This is a genomic window from Janthinobacterium sp. UMAB-56 (assembly GCF_900095265.1).
Lineage (GTDB): Bacteria > Pseudomonadota > Gammaproteobacteria > Burkholderiales > Burkholderiaceae_D > Janthinobacterium.
In genome coordinates this window covers 352721-373549 of sequence record NZ_LT607654.1, presented here as the reverse complement: position 1 = coordinate 373549, position 20829 = coordinate 352721, and the positions used below count along the sequence as shown (strand labels likewise).

Below are 20829 nucleotides of genomic sequence, written 5' to 3'. Positions count from 1 at the left end.
GGGAAGCAAGCGTGCTTACCGGCGCCGCTCTTTACCTGCCTTTACACGGGCGCCACTACATCCGCGCCTCTGTCTGCCGTTAAACTTGGTATCGAGTCATTCGGGAGGCATCATGGTAGCGGCAATCGGTTCAGGCGGCGCGGTCAGCGCGGCCGGGAGCGCCAGTGCGGGCAGCAGTTCGCAGATCGCGGCGCTGCAAAAGCAGATCACGGCAGCGCAAAAGCAGTTGACGGAGTCGCAGAAGGGCGAGCAGACGGAAGCGTCGCAAAAGCTGCAGCAGCAGCTGGCGCAGCAAATCCAGGCTTTGCAGGCACAAATTGCCCAGTTACAGGCGGCTGCTGCGCAGAAGGCGGCCCAGCAAGACGCTCAGGCGGCCAGCAGCGCCGATACGGCGATGAGTCCGGCCAAATCAGGCGCGTCCATGCTGGGCAGCATCATCGATACGCAGGCCTGAGGAGCTCTCCAGCAATCCCCGCCGCCAGGCGCGCCGACAGCTCAGCCTGGTGTGTTGACGGGTAGCAGCATTTCCACGCACAGCCCGCCACCGCTGCGCAAGCTGGCCCCGATGCGGCCGCCATGGGCGTTGATGACGTGCTGGGCAATGGCCAGTCCCAGGCCATGGCCATCCGTGCTGTGCTGGGTATGACTGGCGCGGAAGAACGGCTGGAAGATGCTGGCCAGGTCGGCGCTGGCCACGCCGGGGCCCCGATCCAGCACGGCGATGCGCAGCCAGTCATGCTCGCGCGACAGTTCCACGTCCACCGTGCCGCCATCGGGGCTGTGCTTGACGGCATTGCGCACCACGTTTTCCACGGCGCGCGCCAGCAAGTCCGGCTGGCCCTTGACGCTGGCGTCGGCCGTGGCCGCATCGCCCGCCAGGTCGATAGCCAGCAGGCGCCCCCTGGCTTCGTAGCGGGCGTCATCCACGATGTCGTGCACGAGGTCGGCGATGCTGACGTCTTCGCTGTGCGTATGGGCGGCGCCCGCTAGCCCGGCGCCCGCTTCCAGTCTTGACAAGGTCAGCAGCTCACCGATCAGTTTGTCCATGCGTTCGCTTTCGCGTTCGATGCGCTGCATCGAGGCGGCCATCTTTTCCGGCTGCTGGTGCGCCAGGCCGATGGCCGCTTGCAAGCGCGCCAGCGGCGAGCGCAGCTCGTGCGAGACGTCATGCAGCAAACGCGTCTGGCTATCCATGAGGCTGCGCAAACGGCTCGTCATGCGGTCGAAATCGCGTCCCAGGTCTGTCAATTCATCGCTGCGCTTGCCGCTGGCGTGAAAGCGCGGCGCCAGGTTGCCGTGCGAGGCGGCCTCGAACGCTTGCCGCAGGTCGCGGATGGGACGCGCAAAATACCAGGCCAGCAAAAAGGCGAACAGCAGGCTGGCGGCGATGGCGGCGGCCAGGGGAATGAAGCTGCGGTAGGGACTGTCCATGCGCGGGCCGGGCGGCATGCTGCGGCCGAATTCGCCGCGTGGTGGCGGGGCGCCCGCTTCGTTGGGGCGTGGAGCCGGTCCCATGGTGCGTGGACCGCTCATGGCGACGGCGATGAGCGTGTCGCGCGCGGCGCCTGCCTCGGCATTGTGGAAGCGCTCGGACGAGGGCAGGAACAGCAGGTAGCGCTTGCCGTCGCTGCCGGTGACTGTGCGTACGACGGGATGGAGCTGGGTTTGCTCCAGCATGGCGCGCGCCTTGGCCAGCATGGTGGGGTGCACCGTGCGGCCCATCAGTTCTTGCCCTTTGGCATCGACGGCAAACACGCGCATGCGTTCGAGCTTGCCCAGGAATTGCTGCAAGGCCTGGCTGCCGCCCGCCTCAAGGGTGGCGCTGGCGGCCTCGATGATCATTTGCGCGGGCGGACTGGTGTCGATGTCGAGGGCACGCTCCTGCTGCGCGGCACGGTTTTTCAGCCAGAAGGTGCCACCGATGCCGATGGTGGCCGTCACTTGGGCCAGCATGATGCACAGAAAAAACTTCCAGAACAGACGGCCCACGCTTACTCCTTGATCAGCTGATAGCCGAGACGGTAAACAGTCTGCAGGCAGGAGCGGCCGTCGGCCAGGCTGCCGAGCTTGCGGCGCAGGCTGCTCAAGTGCACGTCGATATTGCGGTCGAAGCGGGCCATGGGGCGCCCTAGCCCCAGTTCCGACAATTGATTTTTGCTCACGGGCTTGCCCGCATGGCGCACCAGCACTTCCAGCAGATTGAATTCCGTACTCGTCAGCTCCAGGTGCGTGCCAGCCCAGGCGGCGCGGCGCTGTTCCGGCCACATCGTCAACTGGCCCACGGTCAGCGGCGCCAGGCCCGACGTATCGTGCGGCGCCGCTTGCGCGCGGCGCAGGATGGCGCGGATGCGCGCCGTCAGTTCGCGCGGCGTGCATGGCTTGGTCACGTAATCATCGGCGCCCAGTTCCAGACCCACGATGCGGTCCGTATCGTCGCCGCGCGCCGTCAGCATCAAGATGGGCAAGTTGCTGCCGGCGCGGATGCGGCGCAGGGTTTCCAGGCCATTCATGCGCGGCATCATGACGTCGAGGACGGCGATGGCATACAGACCCGTCAGCGCTTCGGCCGCACCGCTTTCGCCGTCATGCACGGCACGCGCGTCGAAACCTTCCTGCGTCAGGTATTCCTGGAACATGCCGACCAGTTCCACGTCGTCATCGATTAACAAAACCTTGCTCATGCCTGTGCTTTTTTCGGGTGAATATCGCCCGATGATAGCAGTCAAATTACACCGTACGGGGCGGTTTTACCCGCTTTTACATACGTCTGCTGACATTTGCGCAGCTTCCTTTACACGCTTTTACGCGGCCCTAACGTTGCTTTACACGCCAGACGCCGACAATCAGGGCTGATCGCCATGAAAGGAAAGCCCGATGAAATACCTGAGTATTGCCGTATCCCTGTTGCTGCTGTCCGCCTGCAGCATGCCGCTGCTGGCGCTGGCCCAGCAAGAATGCGCACCGGACGGCCCGCCGCCGCACGCCATGCCAGGGCCGGGCCACGGCCCCGGCAGACCGGGCCTGCCGCCTCTGCTGCACGGCATCGACTTGAGCGAAGCGCAGCAGGACAAGGTTTTCGCCGCCACCTACTCCCAGGCGCCCTTGCTGCGGGAACAGGAAAAGATCGCTTTCAAAGCCCATGCGCAGTTGCGCGAACTGGCCGTGTCCGGCGCCTACGACGACGCGAAGGCCAGCGCGCTGGCCACCACGGCGGCGCAAGCCATGGCGAAGATCAGCTTGCAGCAGGCGCGGCTGGAGCAGCAATTGCTGGCCGTGCTGACGCAGGAACAGCGCCAGCAGGCGCAGCAGCAGCGCGACAGCCGCCCTGAGCCGCGCCGCGCCCAATCATCCACAGGAGATTGACGATGAGCATCAGTGCCTTGAGTTCCAGCAATGCCGCCAGTCAGCTGAGCGCGTTTAGCCGCCTGGGCGGCAGCAGCAGTACCAGCAATACCAGCGGCAGCGTGGACGGCGCACGGCCGCCCAAGTCCGACGATGGCGCGTTTCTCGATGCCATTAGCAGCGCCTTGTCGTCGATCGGCGTGACAGTGGGTGCCGGCGAAGGCGGCAGCGATACGGCCACGTCTGAAAATGGCGCCAGTAGTGATGTGGGCCAGGCGCTGGGCGCCTTCCTGCACCAGTTGATGGGCAGCTTGCATGCGCAAGGCGGCAGTGCCGGTGGGCACGGGGCGGACGGCGAGCCGCCTTCCGGGCCGCCGCCCGGCGGTGGCGCCCGCGCTGGTGGTCCCGGCAATATCGAGGCGGATTTGCAAAGCCTGCTGCAAAAACTCGCGTCGACCGGCAGCGACGCTGGCGACAGCACGGATAGCAGCGTGACGGACTTGCCATCCAGCTTTGCCAGTCTGCTCAGCGCGCTCGGTGGCGACGAGGGCAGCAGTGGCAGCGGCAGTAGCAAACTAAGCAGTTTCTTGCAGGCGCTGTCGGGCAGCCTGGGCACGGCGAGCGCGGGCGGCAGCCTGTCCGCCAGCGGTAACCTGGTCAATACAACGGCCTGAACCATGGAGCGCAAGCTCGTCCGGGCCACCACGAAGGCGCTCTCGCGCCATGCGACACAGGCGTTGTTCCTGTGCGCCAGCCTGAGCCCAGCCTTGGCGGGCTTGCCCCACTTGATGGAGTAGGTATGGAATTACATGATCACGGTCTGGCATCCGACCTCGAAATGATGCGGCAAGCGGCTGAGCGGCGGCAAGTCTTGCGCTGGCTGCTGGCCGGCGCCGCTACCTTGCCTTTGATCAGTTGCGGCGGTGGGTCGGACGCCAGCAGTGCCGCCGCGAGCAGTGGTGTCGGCACGGACAGCTCCGGTACGGGCACGGCAGCACCCACCACCACGGGCGCCTGCGCGGTGATTCCCGAGGAAACGGGCGGGCCGTATCCGGCCGATGGCACGAACACGAATGGCGGCAGCATCATCAACGTGCTGAATCAGTCGGGCGTCGTGCGCAGCGATATCCGCGCCAGTTTCAACGGCGCCACGGGCGTGGCGGCGGGCGTGCCGCTCACCATCCAATTGCAGTTGCTCAATGCCAGCGGTAGTTGCGCCAGCCTGGCTGGTTACGCCGTCTATTTATGGCATTGCGACCGCGACGGCTTGTATTCCTTATATTCGAGCGGTGTGACGGCGCAGAATTACTTGCGCGGCGTGCAGGAAACGGACAGCGCCGGTAAGCTTGCATTCACGACCATTTTTCCCGGCTGCTACGCGGGACGCATGCCGCATGTGCATATCGAGGTCTACCCCAGCCTAGCCAAGGCGGCCAGCGCCGGAACCGCCTCAAGACGTCGCAGTTCACCTTCCCGATGGCAACGTTGAACGAGGTCTACACGGCCAGCGGCTACACGGCCAGCGTGCGCAACCTGGCGCAGATCAGCTATGCCACCGACAACGTCTTCAGCGACGGCACCAGCTTGCAGATGGCTACGGTGACGGGCAATGCCGCGCAGGGCTATGTCGTCACCCTGACGATCGCCGTGAACGGTTAAGTTGCCGTCATGAAACCGAGGTCGCGCTGGCTGAAGTTGCCGATATTCGGGAACACCTCGGCCAGCTGGCTGTCGGCCACGCCGAACCACTTGGCCAGGGTGGCGCCGTACTGGTCGACGGAGGTGGTCGGCAGCAGGGAGCCGGAACCCACGTCCAGCGCATGGCCCAGGCCCGTGACGGGGAAGGCGCCGTAGATGTCGCGGCCCTTCACGGCGCCGCCCACGACAAAGTGGTGCGCGCCCCAGCCGTGATCCGTGCCGTCGCCGTTGCTGCTGAAGGTGCGGCCGAAGTCCGAGGCTGTAAACGTCGTCACCTGGCGCCGCATGTCGGCCCCCTGCAGGGCCGCCAGGGTGGCGTCGAAATACGCCAGTGCGTGCGCCAGGCGGGCCATCAAGTCGCCATGCAGCTCCTTCTGGCGGTCATGCGTGTCGAAGCTGCCCAGGGTCACATAAAACACTTGCCGTTTCGCTCCCAGGGGGCCGCGCCCGCCGATGATGCGCGCCACCGTCTGCAATTGCACGGCCAGCTGGTTGACGCCGGACACGCCCGTGTTCGGGTTGACATAGGGCGGTGGATTCGGCACGCCGCCCGCACCGGCCGCCAGCATGGCGCCGCTGAGGATATTCTGGCTGGAAATGGCGCGCTGCACGACGGCCACGTGTTCCTGTTCGATCAGGTCGCTGCCCGCATCGTTGACGATGGCTTGCAGCGCACCCGCGCCGCCCGTGCTGCCATACAGGTTGCCGCTCACGCCGCGGATGGGCACGGCGCCTGCCTGGCCCACCTGGAACTGGCGCACCTGGCGCCCGCTGAGGAAGAGGGAGTTGCCCGCAGCGGAAATGGCCGTGAACATGGCATTCGTATTGAGCGAGCCAGCCACGTCGGCCACCCTGCCGCCCCAGCCCGCGCTGGCCCCTTCCGGCGAACCCGATTGCCACGTCGATTGCTGGTCGTTGTGCGAAAACAGCTTGGGCGGCAAGGCCACGCTGCCAGCCTTGTACTGCGCCAGGGTGGCGGGCTGGATCAAGGTGCCCACATTGGCGACGATGGCGGCGCGTCCATTGTCGAACAGCTCTTTCAAGGGCGCCAGTTGGGGATGCAGGGCGAAGGCGCGGCCCGTTTGCGCGGTAGCAGGCACCACCGGCAATACGCCGCCCGTCTCGCCGACGCCGGGCAGGTGGATGGAATCGGCGCCGCCCGTGTTGCGCAGGCGCGAATATTCATTCCATGATGTGGGATCGGTGGCCAGCACCGTGTTGAAGGCATCGTTGCCACCTGCCATGAACAGGCACACCATGGCCTTGTAGTCGCCGGCCGATTGCGCGGCGGCGTTGCCCATGGCGGCCAGGTTCAGGGCGAAGGGGGCGGCCGTAGTGCCGGCCAGGCTGAGCATGGAGCCGAGGAAGCGGCGGCGGGAAAATGGAAGATTTTGCATAGGATCGATTTTATTTTTGCACCAGGTAGGCCGGCGAGGCCATGGTCAGGAAAATGGCCAGTTTGACGCGGTTGGCCTGGGCCGCGGCAACTTGCGTGGCATTGCTGGACGTGGCCGTTGGGATGCTGATGCCATTGACGGCGGTCAGGATTTGTCCGCGCAGCCTCGCGGGCATGCTGCCATGCATCAGGAGCAGGTTTATGCGGTCGAGCAGGGCACCGGTGTCGCTGGCCAGCGCCAGTTCACGCGTGTAGTCGGGCTTGATGTCGCGACCGTCGCCAACGCCGCTATTGACGGCATCCTGCATGAAGTTCAGATAGCCCGTCACTGACGGTTCAGCCGTGATTTGCAGCTCCGGCGCCACCAGGCCCGCGCTGGCCAGGGCGGAATTGGGCGGCGTATAGGCGGGGCGGAAAAAACTGAAGACGGAAGGCGGATTCAATGGATTCTGACCCAGGCCGCTCAAAGGGTCGTCGAGGTAATAGAGTTTGTAGCGGCCGCCAGTTGGCTTGGCGTCGAAGGCACGCATCCAGCCAGCCAGGCGCAGCAGCGGCTCGCGCAACTTGCCTGTGCGCAAAGTGGTGCCGCTTGGGGCCAGTGCCTCCGGGTCGAGCAGCACGGCGCGGATGACGGCTTGCATGTCGCCGCGCACGCCGCTGCCATTGTTGGCAAAGGCGGCGGCCACGCGTCCCACATAGGCGGCGCTGGGATTGCTGCTGACCAGGCGCTGGATCAACTGGCGGGCAAAGAACGGTCCCGCATTGGGATGGTTGAACAGGGTGTCGAGCGCCAGTTTGAGGTCGGCCTGGCCGCTGCTGGTGCCGGAGATGCTTTGGCCCAGGAAACGCTTGTCGCCGCTGGAATGATAAGCCGCATAATTCTGCATGGGCTTCCAGTCACGGTCTGGATCGGCCGTGCCGCCATAGAAACGCGTGGCGCTCTGGTCCGGTCCGGCCCAGCTCCAGCCGGTAAATACGCGCGCCAGGCCCGCCACGTCATCGTGCGTGTAAGTCTCGACGGGTTTGCCGCCGGACAGTTTCAGGCTGCCATCCGGATTCAGCTGGTACAGCCCGATTGTGAATAGCTGCATCACTTCGCGGGCGAAGTTTTCATCGGGCGTGCGCGTGGCCGATTCCTTCTGGTTGCGCAGGTGGGACAGGTACAGCCCCATCATCGGATGCAGGGCGACGCCTTCCAGCAGGTCGCGGAAGTTGCCAAAAGCATGCTGGCCCAGCATGTCGTAATAGCTGGCCACGCCACGCACCTGCGGCCTTACGGCATCATTCTGCATGGAAATAACGAAAATCTCGGACAGGGCAAAGGCCATGCGTTGGCGCAATTGGTCCTCGCCACGGATGCCCTGTTGCCAGAAGGTTTCATACACCCCCGTAAAACCCACCTGTTGCCCGCCGGCGGTCTGCGCTGCCAGCATGGCGTCGATATATTTGCGATGCAAGGTTTGCGGCTTGGAAAACTGGGCGCGGAACCACGCGTCGCTGTCGCTGGCAGCCAGGGCATCGATGGCCGCCATGTTCGCTCCGAACGTGGCGCGGCCCAGGAAGCGCGACGCTTCCTGGCGCGTGAAGCTGGTCGCTTGCTTGGCCGGCGGCGTGGTCAGGGGTGGCGGCGCGACGGTATCGCCCGGCGTCGAGCCAGGGACTTGCGGATCGCCGGGGGCGGTGGTCGCAGGCGGTACGACCGAGACCTCCGGGTTCTGGGCGGAGCCGGCCTTGCCGTCGCCGCCACCGCCGCAGGCGGCAAGTAGGCTGAACAATGTGATGGCGAGCAAACGGCGCAAAGTAAGGTCTATCATCTAGTTTCTTCCGGGCAATTAAATTCTGGCCCGTTTATTGTAGGGCCTGCCTACCAAAAAGCTGTTTTCAATTAAGCATTTGCGTGTTGTCTACATTTATTTTTGATGTGTGTTGCCGTATTAATGACTTCATTTTTGACGACGTAGCGCGAAGTTTGTTTGTTGTAAATGAAAAATATTTTTTCGCGTTCAGCGTCGCTGTGGCGGATAGGCGACGTAATCGTTCCTGCCCATTAAGCTTGTTTGAACGCTCATCTTGACAAGGAAACTCGCTGCTTTGGAAACGATGGTTTTTACGCTATCGGCGAAACGCCGTGCGCCGTACTGTGCCGTACTTTGCTTTCCACTGGCTTGCATGCCATCCCCGCACGGTGCTGTGCCGCAGGCGCTCAGGCGGCGCGCAGCAGGCAGCCTGGGCCTGGAACTGCAGGGATGGAAGGTGGACAGCAAGAAATTCGACCCGGCGCCCCAAGTCACGCATCTGATCGAGGCCGTTCATATGGCGTTGGCGCAAGCGTGCGTCGTCTCCCAACATGAAAAACGCCACCTGAAAGGTGGCGCTAAGAGTGGCAGTTCAAGCAACGGCGAGGTTTTTTAGACGTTTTCGTCCAACTTCACGCAATCGACGAAATAACCGCGCTTGCCATCGACTTCGCGTTTCACGAGGCCATGCACATCCGTTTCGAAGCCGGGGAAGCGCTCGTTGAAGTCGCGTGCGAAGCGCAGGTAGTCGACGATGGTCTTGTTGAAGCGCTCGCCAGGGATCAGGAGCGGAATGCCCGGTGGATACGGCGTCAGCAGGATGGACGTGATGCGCCCTTCCAGTTCGTCAATGGCCACGCGCTCGATTTCGCGGTGCGCCATCTTGGCGAAGGCGTCCGACGGCTTCATGGCCGGGATCATGTCCGACAAATACATTTCCGTCGTCAGGCGCGCCACGTCGTAAGCCTTGTAGAAATCGTGGATTTGCTGACACAGGTCGCGCAAGCCCATTTTTTCGTAGCGCGGATTGGCCGCCGCAAATTCCGGCAAGATGCGCCACATGGGCTGGTTCTTGTCGTAGTCGTCCTTGAATTGCTGCAAAGCCGTCAGCAAGGTATTCCAGCGGCCCTTGGTGATGCCGATGGTAAACATGATGAAGAACGAGTACAGGCCGCATTTTTCAATGATGACGCCGTGCTCGGCCAGGTATTTGGTGACGATGGACGCGGGAATGCCCGTGTCGCCGAACTGGCCGTCCAGCGACAGGCCCGGGTTGACGATGGTCGCCTTGATCGGGTCGAGCATGTTGAAGCCGGGAGCCAGGTCGCCGAAGCCGTGCCAGTCATCCTCGGCGCGTATCATCCAGTCTTCCTGGCGGCCCATGCCTTCGTCGTTGAAGCTGGCCGGACCCCATACCTGGAACCACCAGTCCTGGCCCCATTCCTGGTCGATCTTCTTCATGGCGCGGCGGAAATCGAGCGCTTCCATGATCGATTCTTCCACCAGGGCCGTGCCGCCGGGCGCTTCCATCATGGCTGCAGCCACGTCGCACGAGGCGATGATGGAATACTGCGGCGAGGTCGATGTATGCATCAGGTAAGCTTCGTTGAAGGCGTCCTGGTCCAGTTTGACCGTATCCGATTCGCGCACGAGGATTTGCGAGGCCTGCGACAGGCCGGCCAGCAATTTGTGCGTGGACTGGGTCGAGAAGATCATCGATTCCTTGGCGCGCGGACGGTCCTTGCCGATGGCGTGCATATTCTTGTAGAAATCGTGGAAGGTGGCGTGCGGCAGCCATGCTTCATCGAAGTGCAGGGTGTCGATCTTGCCGTCCAGCATTTCGCGCAGGGTTTCCACGTTGTAGATCACGCCATCGTAGGTCGATTGCGTGATGGTCAAAATGCGTGGCTTCTTGTTCTTCGCTTCGCGCGCGAACGGGTTTGCCTCGATCTTGCGGGCAATGCTTTCCGGCGTGAATTCATGCAGCGGGATGGGGCCGATGATGCCCAGGTGATTGCGCGTCGGCATCAGGAAAACGGGAATGGCACCGCACATGATGATCGAATGCAAGATCGACTTGTGGCAGTTGCGGTCAACGACGACGATGTCGCCTGGCGCCACGGTCGAGTGCCATACCATCTTGTTCGAGGTGGACGTGCCGTTGGTGACGAAATAGCAATGATCGGCATTGAAGATACGCGCAGCATTGCGTTCCGACGCGGCGACCGGACCGGTATGGTCGAGCAGCTGGCCCAGTTCCTCGACGGCGTTGCAGACGTCGGCGCGCAGCATGTTTTCACCAAAGAACTGGTGGAACATCTGGCCGATCGGCGATTTGAGGAAAGCCACGCCGCCCGAGTGGCCGGGGCAGTGCCACGAGTAGGAGCCGTCGTTGGCATAGTGCACCAGTGCGCGGAAGAAGGGCGGTGACAGGCCGTCCAGGTAAGATTTAGCTTCGCGGATGATGTGGCGCGCGACGAATTCCGGCGTATCTTCGAACATGTGGATGAAACCATGCAGTTCGCGCAGGATATCGTTGGGGATGTGGCGCGAGGTGCGCGTTTCACCATACAGATAAATAGGGATGTCGGCGTTCTTGTAGCGGATTTCCTCGACGAAGGCGCGCAGCGATTTCAAGGCATGATCGGTTTCCTCGATGGACCCGGCGCCGAATTCCTCATCGTCGATCGACAGCACGAAGGCTGACGCGCGCGATTGTTGCTGGGCAAATTGCGACAAATCGCCGTAGCTGGTCACGCCCAGCACTTCCATGCCTTCTTTTTCCATTGCGGCGGCAAGGGCGCGAATGCCCAGGCCGGACGTATTTTCAGAACGGAAATCCTCGTCAATGATGACGATGGGGAAACGAAATTTCATGCATGTCTCCAAAAAAGCAAGCCGCCCCTGACGTAATGGAGGGGCGGACTAGGGCGCGACGGTCAGGCGGTAGTGCAACCCGGCAGCCGCAGAAAAAAAATAAGAACGGGATTCTCGCAGAAATGCGGCCTCTGCGGGAAAAAATATCACCCCAACGCATCACGAGCGAGCGCTAGCGTGACGCAAGCATGTGACAAGGGTATTACAGCAACCTTTTGCCCGAATCAATATCGACCTTGGGCCTACCTTTGCTCACCTTATCAGGCTTTGCGTTGCAGCGTGACGAAGGCGTAGGGCAGGCCGGATTTTTCCGCTACATGCGCCTCGCGCGCCGTTTCCTGCCATACGGCATGATCCACGGCGGGGAAAAACGCATCGCAGTCAAAGGTCTGGCCGATTTCCGTGATGATCAGGCGCGCCGTCAATGGCAGGGCTTGCCGGTAAATCTCGGCGCCGCCGATGACATAGCCTTCGGCGCCATCGAGCAGGGCGATGGCCGCTTCCACCGACGACACCGCTTCCACGCCCTCATGGCGCCAGTCCGGATTGCGCGTGATGACGATGTTGCGGCGGTTCGGCAGCGGCCGGCCGATGGAATCGAAGGTCTTGCGGCCCATGAGGATGGGGTGGCCCGTCGTCAAGCGCTTGAAGTGCGCCAGATCTTCCGGTAATTTCCACGGCAGGGTGTTGTTGATGCCGATGCCGCCTTGCTGGTCGGTGGCGACGATGATGGTCAGTAAGCTCATTGGTTCTGTGAAAGTGGTGGGGGCATGGCCCGATGCCCGTCATTATCGTTGAAATTGATTGTCGCCTCCAGATGCACACGCATGGCGGCGGCAAGCGGGCCTGGCGCTTCCAGCGGAATCATGTGGCCGGTGTTGTCATTGAGCAAGTGCAGCGTGGCTCGCGGCAGGTGGGTGGCCATGGCGCGCAGATCGTCGGGGTTGACCAGCTTATCGTCCACGGCGCCCACGATCAGCACGGGGAAATCAAGCTCGGGCAAACGCGCCATCAGGTCGGGGCGGTCGATGGTGGTGATAAATTGCGCCAGTAGCACGTCCTTGCCCAGATCCAGCCCCATTTGCTGGATCAGTGCCGTGATGGCGACATCGTCCAGATGCGATGGATGCAGCAGTTCGCGCAGGCGCTGGCGCGTGATGCCAGCATAGGCATTGCGCTCAAGCATGGCGACGATGCGCTGGCGCGCGCTAATTTCCGCCGGCAGCAAACCTTGCGCCGAATTGGCGATCAAAGTCAGCGATTTCACACGTTGCGGGTGGGCCAGCGCGTGTTCGAGCGCCAGGTAGGCACCCAGCGAAAAGCCCACCAGATGGGCTTGCGGCGCACTCTGGCTGGCGATCAGGGCCTGCATTTGCGGGCGCGTGCGCGCCTGGTGCAAGGGCACGTGCTGTAGCTGAAAGGTGTCGCCCAGGGCAGGCGCCAGGCGCGACCACAGGCGTTCATCGCACAAGGTGCCCGGGATACAAACGAGCCGCGTGGTGGCTTCAGGCAAGTTCAAGCTGGGAGTCGAATCGCTCATGGTGCTAAAAATTCTTGTGGAGCGGCATTATCCGTCATTTTGCTCATCGGGGCAGCGGCGCAACATATTCCGCATGGCATTATTTTCAATAGTGCGCGGCTGGCAAGCCAGAACTTTATGGTAGGCTCATGGCTCATCTAGCCGGGGTGCCGGCGATGTGACTTGTAACACCGAATGCAACCCACTAATTAAAGAGGAAACACCATGGCGATCAGTTTGCAAAAAGGCGGCAATGTCAACCTGAGCAAGGAAGCCCCTGGCTTGAAGAAAATCGTGATTGGGCTGGGTTGGGACCCGCGCGCCACCGATGGCGCCGCTTTCGACCTGGACGGCAGCGCCTTCCTGCTGAAAACCGATGGCAAGGCCCGTTCCGACGCTGATTTCATTTTTTACAATAACCTGAAGTCGGTCGATGGTTCCATCGTCCACGCGGGCGACAACACCACGGGCGGCGGCGATGGCGACGACGAGAAGATCGCCGTCGACCTGGCCAGCGTGCCCGCCGACATCGACAAGATTGCCGTGGCCGTCACGATTCACGACGCGGAAGCCCGCAAGCAGAACTTCGGCATGGTGGGCAAGGCTTACATCCGCTGCCTGAACGGCGACAACGGCGCGGAAATCGCCCGCTACGACCTGTCGGAAGACGGCTCGACGGAAGCGGCCATGATCTTCGGCGAAATCTACCGCGCCGGCAGCGAATGGAAATTCAAGGCGATCGGCCAGGGTTTCAAGGGCGGACTGGGGCCACTGGCACGTTCCTTCGGCATCAACGCCTAAGAGCTCCGGAAAACGGCCCATGGCGGCGTTGCGTCGCCTCGCCGTACTATTCGTACTGTCTTCGGTGCCGCGCCTTGCCCTGAACCGTTGTCCGAAGCTCTTTAGTTTTGCATAGAACCCAGTACAGAACGTCCATGGCGGCGTTGCGTCACCATGGACGTTCTGTACTATGCGTACTGTGGTCGGACGACGCGCCTTGCTATGAGCCCTTGTCCGACACTTCCACACCTGAATAGATAGTCCCATGGAAAACCTGATCAAGGGGCAGCGCCTGGCGCTGTCCGGCCTCGTCACGGGCAATGTCGTGCAACTGGGCCTGGCCGCAGCCGGCGTGCCGCTGGACTTTGCCTGTTTCGGCCTCGATGCCGCCGGCAAACTGTCCGATGACCGCTACATGACCTTCTTCAACCAGCCGCGCACGCCGTGCGGTGGCGTGGAAACTCGGGTGCCGTCCGGCGATGCGGCCGGTTTCAGCTACCAGCTCGAGCGTTTGCCTGCTTCCATCGAACGCCTGGTCGTCACGGCCGCCATCGATGGCGCGGCCAGCATGGCGCAGCTGGGCAACGGCTACCTGCGCCTGCTCGACGGTGGAAGCGAGCTGGCACGCTTCGCCTTTGCCGGCTCTGATTTTGCGCAAGAAAAAGCCGTCATGCTGGGCGAGTTTTACCGCAAGGATAGTGGCTGGCGTTTCATGGCCGTGGGCCAGGGTTTCAATGGCGGACTCGACGCGCTGGTCGCCCATTTCGGCGGTATCGTGGCGCAGGCCGCGCCTGAACCCGTGGCAGCGAAGATTTCCTTGTCGAAAATCTCGCTGACCAAGGCGGGCCAGATGCACAAGGTGTCGCTGGAAAAGGGCGCGGGCGCGCCGGGCAAACTCACCGTCAAGGCCACCTGGGTCGATAACGGCGATGGCGACGACGATAACGACGATCTCGATTTGCGGGTCGGCATCCTCCTGCTGAATGGCCAGATGCGCTTCATCCAGGCGCCGGACACGCCCGGCAGCTTTGACGCCATGCCGTATGTACGCCACCTTGGCGATGTGGCGGGCGCGTCGGGCAAGGAGCCGGCCACGGAAACGGTGGAAGTCAATCCCGCGCTGGCGCAACATTACGGCGGCACGGTAGGCCTCGTCTTCAGCGTGTATTCGGCGCTGGCCAACGGCGCCGTCTCGGTGGCGTCCATGCGCCCGAAGATGGTCATGCAGTATGGCCAGCAGATCGTCGAATGCGACTTCGACTTCCGCCTGTCCAAGGCGGCCGGCGATGACACGGTCTACACCTATGTGATCGGCATGGCGCGCATCACGCCCGACAGCATCCTCCTTGAACCGTCGGGCAAGACGTCGGAGCCCGGCAGCGAAGCGACGCCGTGGCTGAGCTGGCAGGGCGAGAACCTGCAACTGGCCTTCAACGGTCCCGTCGTTTTCAAGGGCGAGGCCAAGGAAGACGAGGATGATTTCAACGCGGACAATCCGCGCCGCTACATTGCATAGGAGGCACTGATGGACACTCTGGCCAAGGGTCAGCGCTTGCCGCTGGCCAATCTCGTTCCCGATGGCGTGCTGGAAATCGGCGTCGCCGCGCAGGGGCTGGCGCTCGACGTGGCTTGCTTCGGCCTCGACGGGGCCGGCAAGCTGTCCGACGAACGCTACATGACGTTTTTTAACCAGCCGCGCACGCCTTGCGGCGGCGTCGAAGCGCGCGCCGGCAGTGGTGGCGACGTGGCCGAGTTTGCCTTGCAACTGGCGCGCTTGCCGGCCGGTATCGACCGCCTCGTCGTCACGGCGTCCATCGACGGCGACGGCGTGATGGCCCGGCTGCAAGCTGGCCACGTGCGTCTGCAGGCGGGCGCACGCGAGCTGGCACGCTTCGCCTTCGTGGGCAGTGACTTCGCACAAGAAAAAGCCGTGATGCTGCTTGAACTCTATCGCAAGGATGGCGGCTGGCGCTGCATGGCCGTGGGACAAGGTTTCAATGGCGGACTCGACGCGCTGGTGCGCCATTTCGGCGGCGAAGTCGACCAGGGCGCGCCTGCTGCGGCGACCTCTGCCATCGTGCAAGCGAAGCTCAATCTGGACAAGCGCGTCGAACGCGAAGCGCCGCAACTGGTCAGCCTGGTCAAGCAGGCGGGCGTGTCGCTGCAAAAAGTGGGGTTATCGGAACACCGCGCCAAGGTCTGTTTATGTCTGGATATTTCCGGCTCCATGGGACGCCTATATAAGGAGGGCCTGGTGCAGCGCTTTGCCGAGCGCATCCTGGCGCTGGGCTGCAAGTTCGACGACGATGGCGAGATCGACGTTTTCCTGTTCGGCAAGAACGTCCACCAGCCGGCGCCCATGGCTTTGAGCAATTGCAATACCTATGTGGGACTAGCCATACAGCGCCACCCGCTGGAGGGCGACACGCGCTATGGCGCCGCCATGCAGGCGATCCGCGCGTTTTACTTTCCTGACGCCCGTGGCGCCGAGCGCACGCGGCCCGTCGCGGCCGAGCTGCCCGTGTATGTCATGTTCGTCACCGACGGCGGCACCAGCGACCAGGCGACGACGGAAAAACAATTGCGCTGGGCCAGTAACGAGCCCATCTTCTGGCAATTCATGGGCATCGGGAAGGGACGCAAATCGAAGAGCAAGTTTCTTGCCGCCTTTGCCGATTCCGACTTTCCCTTCCTGGAAAAGCTCGACGAATTGCAGGGACGTCTGATCGACAACGCCAATTACTTTTCCGTCAGCTCGCCCGACGAGCACAGCGATGCGGAACTGTATGATTTGCTGATGACGGAATATCCGGACTGGTTGAAGCTGGCGCGCGGCAAGGGCTTGCTGAGGTAGTGTAAATGTAGCGCCAAGTTCATCGGATGGTGCTGTACCGCCACAAGTGGAAGAGATTTGTAAATTGAAGTAAATAACAACGGTTCCCATTTGCCTTGCGCACTGGACTCGTGGCATGCTTTGAATGTGCCCTCACGCTGCGGCGTAGCGCCTCACCCGTAGCGTCTCGATTATTTCTTAGCCAAATGCATAAACTCCTTTTCCACTGTCTGGCGGGCGGCAGCCTGCTGGCCGCCGGCAGCATTGTCCACGCGCAAACTGTCACCGGTGACACCGTCGTCAAGCCCGCACCAGCACCAGCACCAGCACCAGCACCAGCACCAGCACCAGCACCAGCACCAGTATCGGCCAAGGTGCCGCCCGCAGATACCCCTTCGGTCAGCGTGACGGCCGAACGTCCCACGGGCCGCATCGACAGGCAAGTCTACGACGTCAAGTCCGACGTGGGCAGCATGAACGGCACGGCGGCCGATGCCTTGAACAATGTGCCGTCGGTGGCCGTCGATCCGGATGGCAGCGTGTCCTTGCGCGGCAGCAGCAATGTGCAGATATTGATCGATGGCAAGCCATCGGCCATGCTGCAGGGCGATGCACGCGGCGCCACCCTGAATGCCATGGCGGCCGACGATATCGAATCGGTGGAAGTGATCAACAATCCCGGCGCCCAGTTCGGCAATGAAGCCGGTGGCGGCCCGATCCTGAACCTGGTGATGCGGCGCAACCGCAAGCCGGGCGGTTTTGCCACCGTCAACGCGAATGCGGGCATCGCCGGGCGCTACAACAGCGCCGTCTCCGGCAGCTACAATGAAGGGCCATGGGGCTACCAGGGCGGCATCAACGTGCGCCACGATGGCCGCAATTCCGTGGGCGACGTCAGCCGCGAGCGCCTCGAGCGTAACACGGGCGCGTTTGCCCCCAGTGGCCAGCATTCCAGCAACAATGGCTTGAACGACTCGCTGGGTCTGCACGGCACCGTCAATTACAACCTGAACGCGCGTGACACGCTGGCTGCCAGCGTGTCATATAACGGGCGCAGCAACGACCAGCGCTCGCTCGACCGCTACCTCAACGGCGACAGCACGGGCAACACCATCGGCGACTATGTGCGCAGCACGGTGCGCAATGGCGACAGCCGCAACTACGGCTGGGGCGCGCGCTACGACCACAAGGGAGCATTGCCGGGCGAATCGCTGAAGATCGACTTGCGCGTGTCGTCGTCGACCAACGAGAGCGACAGCGATTACGCCAATGCCTACACGGTCGCCCCCGTCAACGCCTTCGACAGCCGCGCGCGCCAGCACAGCGAGACGGGCAACCGCATCGTCGACTTCAGCGGCGACTACGAGCGTCCGCTGGCGGGCGGCACGGCAAAGCTGGGCTACAAGGTGGCCGACAACAAGAGCAGCTTCGATACCCTGTACACGGACATCCACCCGGGCAGCCTGCTTGAGACCGTCAACCCCATGCGCAGCAACCGTTTCGAGCTCGACGAGCGCACCATCGCCCTGTACGGCTCTTACCAGATGCGCCTGAGCGAGCGCTGGGGCGCGCTGGCCGGCTTGCGCGCCGAATACACGGACTTGAACGTGCGCCAGGTCACGGGCGCCGTGGAGGCCAATAATAATTACCTCAACTACATTCCCAGCCTGTTCGCCACCTATAAGGTCAGCGACGAGAGCAATCTGCGCTTCAGTTATGCGCACCGTATCCGCCGTCCGAACGCGGGCGACCTGAACCCTTACGTGGTGTACCGCGACGAATTCAATGTGTCCTCCGGCAACCCGAAGCTGAAACCCACGCAGACGGACTCGTTCGAGATCGGCTATGAAACCCGGCTGTTTGGCCTGGAAAGCAGCTTGCGCGCCTACCACCGGCGCGACACGGACGCCATCGTCGATTACCGCTACTTTATTAGCGACAACGTCCTGCTGACCACGCGCGAAAATGGCGAGGGCAGCCATTCCAGCGGCCTGGAGTTCAGCGTCAGCGGCAAGCTGACGCCATCGCTGACCCTGAACACGAGCGGCAACCTGGCGCGCAGCCAGCAGACCAGCTCGGACGACCTGGGCATGCGCAGCACGCGCACGGCCAACGCCCTGAGCGGGCGCGCGCGACTCAATTACCAGTTTAATCCGGCCAACCAGCTGCAACTGGCCCTGCAAATGCAAGGCAAGACCTTGTCGGGGCAGGGTTACCGTTCGCCGAACAACACCCTGAACCTGAGCTGGCGCCACACGGTGACGCCGCAATTGAGCCTGGTCATGAATGTGACCGATGTGTTCAGCAGCAACAAGATGGAAACCGTCATCAACAGCGCTTCCTTGCGCGAGACGAGCACGCGCCGCTTCGATGGGCGCATGCTGTATGTGGGGCTGTCGTACCGCCTCGGCGGCGCCACGTCGGCGGCGAAAGAGGGCGAGAGGGAGCCGCGTTTCGGATCGCCAGGCGGACGCGGGCCGGGCGGCCCCGGTGGTGCGGGACCGGGCTAGGCAGCTGTCGCGATTTCGTTCAGGAAGTCGATGAAGCCATCTGCGTGGCGCACAAACTGCCAGGCGCCGGCGCCATGTTCGGCCGTGTACACGGGCGCATCGCCATCCTGGACCGCGCCCAGGTCCAGGCAATACGGATCGGCGCCCGCGTCGGCGATCACCAGATAGCCTTCTGGCCAGCCGCTGATGCCTTCCTGCGTGACAGGATTCCAGGCATAGCCGTGCTGTGCCTTGAGCAGCTCGGCCGCGCCGTACAGGGTCAAGCCCTGAACATACTCTTCGCTGTCGATCAATACCATCAGCGGCGAATAGCAGGCGAGAAAGCGCCGGTAGTGTTCTGGCAGGGCCCAGCGTTGCACGATGCCGGCCATGTCGGCTGCGCTGGCGGGCGTCAGCCAGTTTGAAGGCTGCGCCAGGTCTTGTTCCTTCCTGCGCCTGGCCGCCAGCTTTTTCTCCAGCCTGGCCGCAGCTTTGTCCAGCGGCGTGCGTGGATCGTCCAGCGATGCGTGAGTGGCTGGCCTCGCATGACCTGTGCCATCCGGGTAGCCATCGCGCTGCCAGGCCAGCACGGCATCGAGCCGGAGGCTGTCCGGCTTCCAGTGGCCGGGGTCGGTCGGCAAGCCGGCGTCGAAGGGCTGGCCGCTGAACACGGCCAGGCTTTTCACGGCCTTGGCCCGCACGTCCAGGCTGCTGGCGCTCGATGCTGCCAGCGCCACCAGCGGCGCATAGGCGTCCTTGCCCGCGCTTTTCAGCAGCCCGTCGACACCCCAGTACGCCAATTCGGGCTGTTCCAAGGCCCAGGCGAAAAAGGCCGCATGTTCACAGGCTTCCACCAGGCGCGCGATATCGCTCATCAGGAAGTTGCGCCAGTGCAGCAGTTGCCCCTCCCTGGCGTAGCCGATGAGAATATCGAGCACGGCCAGCCGGTCGCTGGCAGCGTGCTTGGCCAGCAGCTTGTCTTTCAGCTTGGAAAACTTGACGCCATCCGTTTCGTCAAACAGCTTGCGGTGCAGGGCCGCCAGCGGTGCGAGCGCCATCAGACGGCCATCGCCGCCTTGATGGGCGCGTGGTGTTCATAACCTTCCAGCGAGAAATCCGATGGCTCGATCTTTTCCAGCCATTCCGGCTCGTACTTGCCCGTTTTCGCGAAATCGGGCACGCGCTCCGAAATGACGAAACGCGGCGCCGGGAAGGGCGTGCGTTTCAGCTGTTCTTCCACCATGTCGAGGTGGTTTTCATAGATGTGTGCGTCACCGATGAAATAGGTGAACCAGCGCGGCGTGTAGCCCGTCAGGCGCGCCACCAGGTGCAGCAGGGCTGCGCCTTCGGCGATGTTGAAGGGCGTGCCCAGGCCGATATCGTTGCTGCGCACATATAGGCACAGCGAAATTTCGCGCGTGCTGGCGTTCGGGATGAACTGGTACAGCAAATGGCAGGCGGGCAGGGCGACGGCGTCCAGCACGGCCGGGTTCCAGCCGTGGAACAGGATGCGCCGGCTGCCCGGGTTCGTCATGATGGTGTCCAGGCACTCGCGCAACTGGTCGACGGCCTTGTAGAGCAGCACTTTTTGCACGCCGTCTTCGACGATGGGGGCGACCAGCGTGTAACCGTTAGTTTGCGCGTCAGCAACTTGCGCGGGCTGGTCGGCGTCGAGCAGTTTATACGCGGGCCATTGTCGCCATTGCACGCCATACACGGGACCCAGGTCATCCTCGCCTTCGCGGTAGGGGTTGGCCAGCCATTGCGCATTTTCATTGGCGTTCTGGTCCCATACCTTGCAGCCCAGCGCGCGGAACTCGGCCGCGTTGCGCGAGGCGCGCAGGAAGGCGCACAATTCGCCGATCACGGATTTGAAAGCCAGTTTCTTGGTTGTCACGGCAGGGAAGTTGCCGTTGGCCAAGTCGAAACGCATCATGGCGCCCGGCACGCTCAGGGTGCGGATGCCCGTGCGGTTGTCTTGCCAGCTGCCTGTTTCGAGCACGGTCTTGATCAAATCTTGATATTGCTGCATGTATTTCTCCAACGGTAAGGATGGTGATTGTAACGCAGGCGCGACAGGCGGGCTGCGGGCCGCGCAC

Annotated in this window: 19 protein-coding genes; 10 read left to right on the top strand and 9 right to left on the bottom strand. The window is 62.8% G+C overall.

All coding sequences use genetic code 11. The features are described from left to right. Positions 1–112 precede the first annotated feature (112 nt). Positions 113–454, top strand: a complete 342-nt coding sequence (locus tag K0F85_RS10300; RefSeq protein WP_219115938.1) for a FlxA-like family protein — start codon at positions 113–115, stop codon at positions 452–454. Between the two features lie 41 nt (positions 455–495). Here K0F85_RS10300 and K0F85_RS10295 read toward each other — a convergent pair whose 3' ends face one another. Then, positions 496–1989, bottom strand: a complete 1494-nt coding sequence (locus K0F85_RS10295; protein WP_219115937.1) for a cell wall metabolism sensor histidine kinase WalK — start codon at positions 1987–1989, stop codon at positions 496–498. A gap of 2 nt (positions 1990–1991) precedes the next feature. Continuing rightward, positions 1992–2681: a response regulator transcription factor gene (locus K0F85_RS10290; protein ID WP_219115936.1), complete on the bottom strand. Its 690-nt coding sequence runs from the start codon at positions 2679–2681 to the stop codon at positions 1992–1994. Positions 2682–2874: 193 nt separating this feature from the next. On the opposite strand from K0F85_RS10290, the gene K0F85_RS10285 reads away from it, so the two are divergent. The 4 genes from K0F85_RS10285 to K0F85_RS29105 all read left to right on the top strand — a co-directional run bounded on the left by K0F85_RS10285 (position 2875) and on the right by K0F85_RS29105 (position 5001). Further along, positions 2875–3363 carry a periplasmic heavy metal sensor gene (locus K0F85_RS10285; protein ID WP_219115935.1) on the top strand — a complete coding sequence of 163 codons (489 nt, stop codon included), beginning with the start codon at positions 2875–2877 and terminating at the stop codon, positions 3361–3363. A 2-nt stretch (positions 3364–3365) separates the two neighbouring features. Further along, positions 3366–4016, top strand: a complete 651-nt coding sequence (locus K0F85_RS10280) for a hypothetical protein (RefSeq protein ID WP_219115934.1) — start codon at positions 3366–3368, stop codon at positions 4014–4016. Between the two features lie 125 nt (positions 4017–4141). After that, positions 4142–4831, top strand: a complete 690-nt coding sequence (locus K0F85_RS10275) for an intradiol ring-cleavage dioxygenase (RefSeq protein WP_306984076.1) — start codon at positions 4142–4144, stop codon at positions 4829–4831. Then, positions 4819–5001, top strand: a complete 183-nt coding sequence (locus K0F85_RS29105) for a hypothetical protein (protein ID WP_306984071.1) — start codon at positions 4819–4821, stop codon at positions 4999–5001. The genes K0F85_RS10275 and K0F85_RS29105 overlap by 13 nt, the downstream gene beginning before the upstream one ends. Here the strand turns inward: K0F85_RS29105 and K0F85_RS10270 are convergent. Next, positions 4998–6437, bottom strand: coding sequence for a DUF1501 domain-containing protein (locus K0F85_RS10270; protein ID WP_219115933.1), 1440 nt, complete (start codon positions 6435–6437; stop codon positions 4998–5000). The two genes, K0F85_RS29105 and K0F85_RS10270, sit on opposite strands and share 4 nt — an antisense overlap. A 10-nt stretch (positions 6438–6447) precedes the next feature. Continuing rightward, positions 6448–8250 carry a DUF1800 family protein gene (locus K0F85_RS10265; protein ID WP_219115932.1) on the bottom strand — a complete coding sequence of 601 codons (1803 nt, stop codon included), beginning with the start codon at positions 8248–8250 and terminating at the stop codon, positions 6448–6450. Between the two features lie 355 nt (positions 8251–8605). On the opposite strand from K0F85_RS10265, the gene K0F85_RS10260 reads away from it, so the two are divergent. After that, entirely contained in the window at positions 8606–8848 is a 243-nt protein-coding gene (locus K0F85_RS10260; protein ID WP_219115931.1) for a hypothetical protein, read from the top strand. Here K0F85_RS10260 and K0F85_RS10255 read toward each other — a convergent pair. From K0F85_RS10255 to K0F85_RS10245, 3 genes are all read right to left on the bottom strand, one after another. Next, positions 8845–11109, bottom strand: a complete 2265-nt coding sequence (locus tag K0F85_RS10255; RefSeq protein WP_219115930.1) for an arginine/lysine/ornithine decarboxylase — start codon at positions 11107–11109, stop codon at positions 8845–8847. The genes K0F85_RS10260 and K0F85_RS10255 overlap by 4 nt on opposite strands. A gap of 260 nt (positions 11110–11369) precedes the next feature. Next, on the bottom strand, positions 11370–11855 hold the full coding sequence (locus K0F85_RS10250; protein ID WP_219115929.1) for a dihydrofolate reductase: 486 nt from the start codon (positions 11853–11855) through the stop codon (positions 11370–11372). Continuing rightward, positions 11852–12649 carry an alpha/beta fold hydrolase gene (locus K0F85_RS10245; protein ID WP_219115928.1) on the bottom strand — a complete coding sequence of 266 codons (798 nt, stop codon included), beginning with the start codon at positions 12647–12649 and terminating at the stop codon, positions 11852–11854. Before K0F85_RS10245 ends, K0F85_RS10250 begins: the two co-directional genes overlap by 4 nt. A 204-nt stretch (positions 12650–12853) precedes the next feature. On the opposite strand from K0F85_RS10245, the gene K0F85_RS10240 reads away from it, so the two are divergent. The 4 genes from K0F85_RS10240 (at position 12854) to K0F85_RS10225 (ending at position 18751) form a co-directional block, all read left to right on the top strand. Next, positions 12854–13429: a TerD family protein gene (locus K0F85_RS10240; RefSeq protein ID WP_219115927.1), complete on the top strand. Its 576-nt coding sequence runs from the start codon at positions 12854–12856 to the stop codon at positions 13427–13429. Positions 13430–13673: 244 nt separating this feature from the next. Then, positions 13674–14924: a TerD family protein gene (locus K0F85_RS10235; RefSeq protein WP_219115926.1), complete on the top strand. Its 1251-nt coding sequence runs from the start codon at positions 13674–13676 to the stop codon at positions 14922–14924. A gap of 9 nt (positions 14925–14933) precedes the next feature. After that, positions 14934–16262, top strand: a complete 1329-nt coding sequence (locus K0F85_RS10230; protein ID WP_219115925.1) for a VWA domain-containing protein — start codon at positions 14934–14936, stop codon at positions 16260–16262. Between the two features lie 185 nt (positions 16263–16447). Then, positions 16448–18751: an outer membrane beta-barrel family protein gene (locus K0F85_RS10225; RefSeq protein WP_219115924.1), complete on the top strand. Its 2304-nt coding sequence runs from the start codon at positions 16448–16450 to the stop codon at positions 18749–18751. On the opposite strand, the gene K0F85_RS10220 is transcribed toward K0F85_RS10225, so the two are convergent. Beyond that, complete coding sequence (locus tag K0F85_RS10220) at positions 18748–19788, bottom strand: SMI1/KNR4 family protein (RefSeq protein ID WP_219115923.1); 1041 nt, start codon at positions 19786–19788, stop codon at positions 18748–18750. The two genes, K0F85_RS10225 and K0F85_RS10220, sit on opposite strands and share 4 nt — an antisense overlap. Continuing rightward, positions 19788–20762 carry a thymidylate synthase gene (locus tag K0F85_RS10215; protein ID WP_219115922.1) on the bottom strand — a complete coding sequence of 325 codons (975 nt, stop codon included), beginning with the start codon at positions 20760–20762 and terminating at the stop codon, positions 19788–19790. The genes K0F85_RS10220 and K0F85_RS10215 overlap by 1 nt, the downstream gene beginning before the upstream one ends. Between the last annotated feature and the right edge of the window lie 67 nt (positions 20763–20829).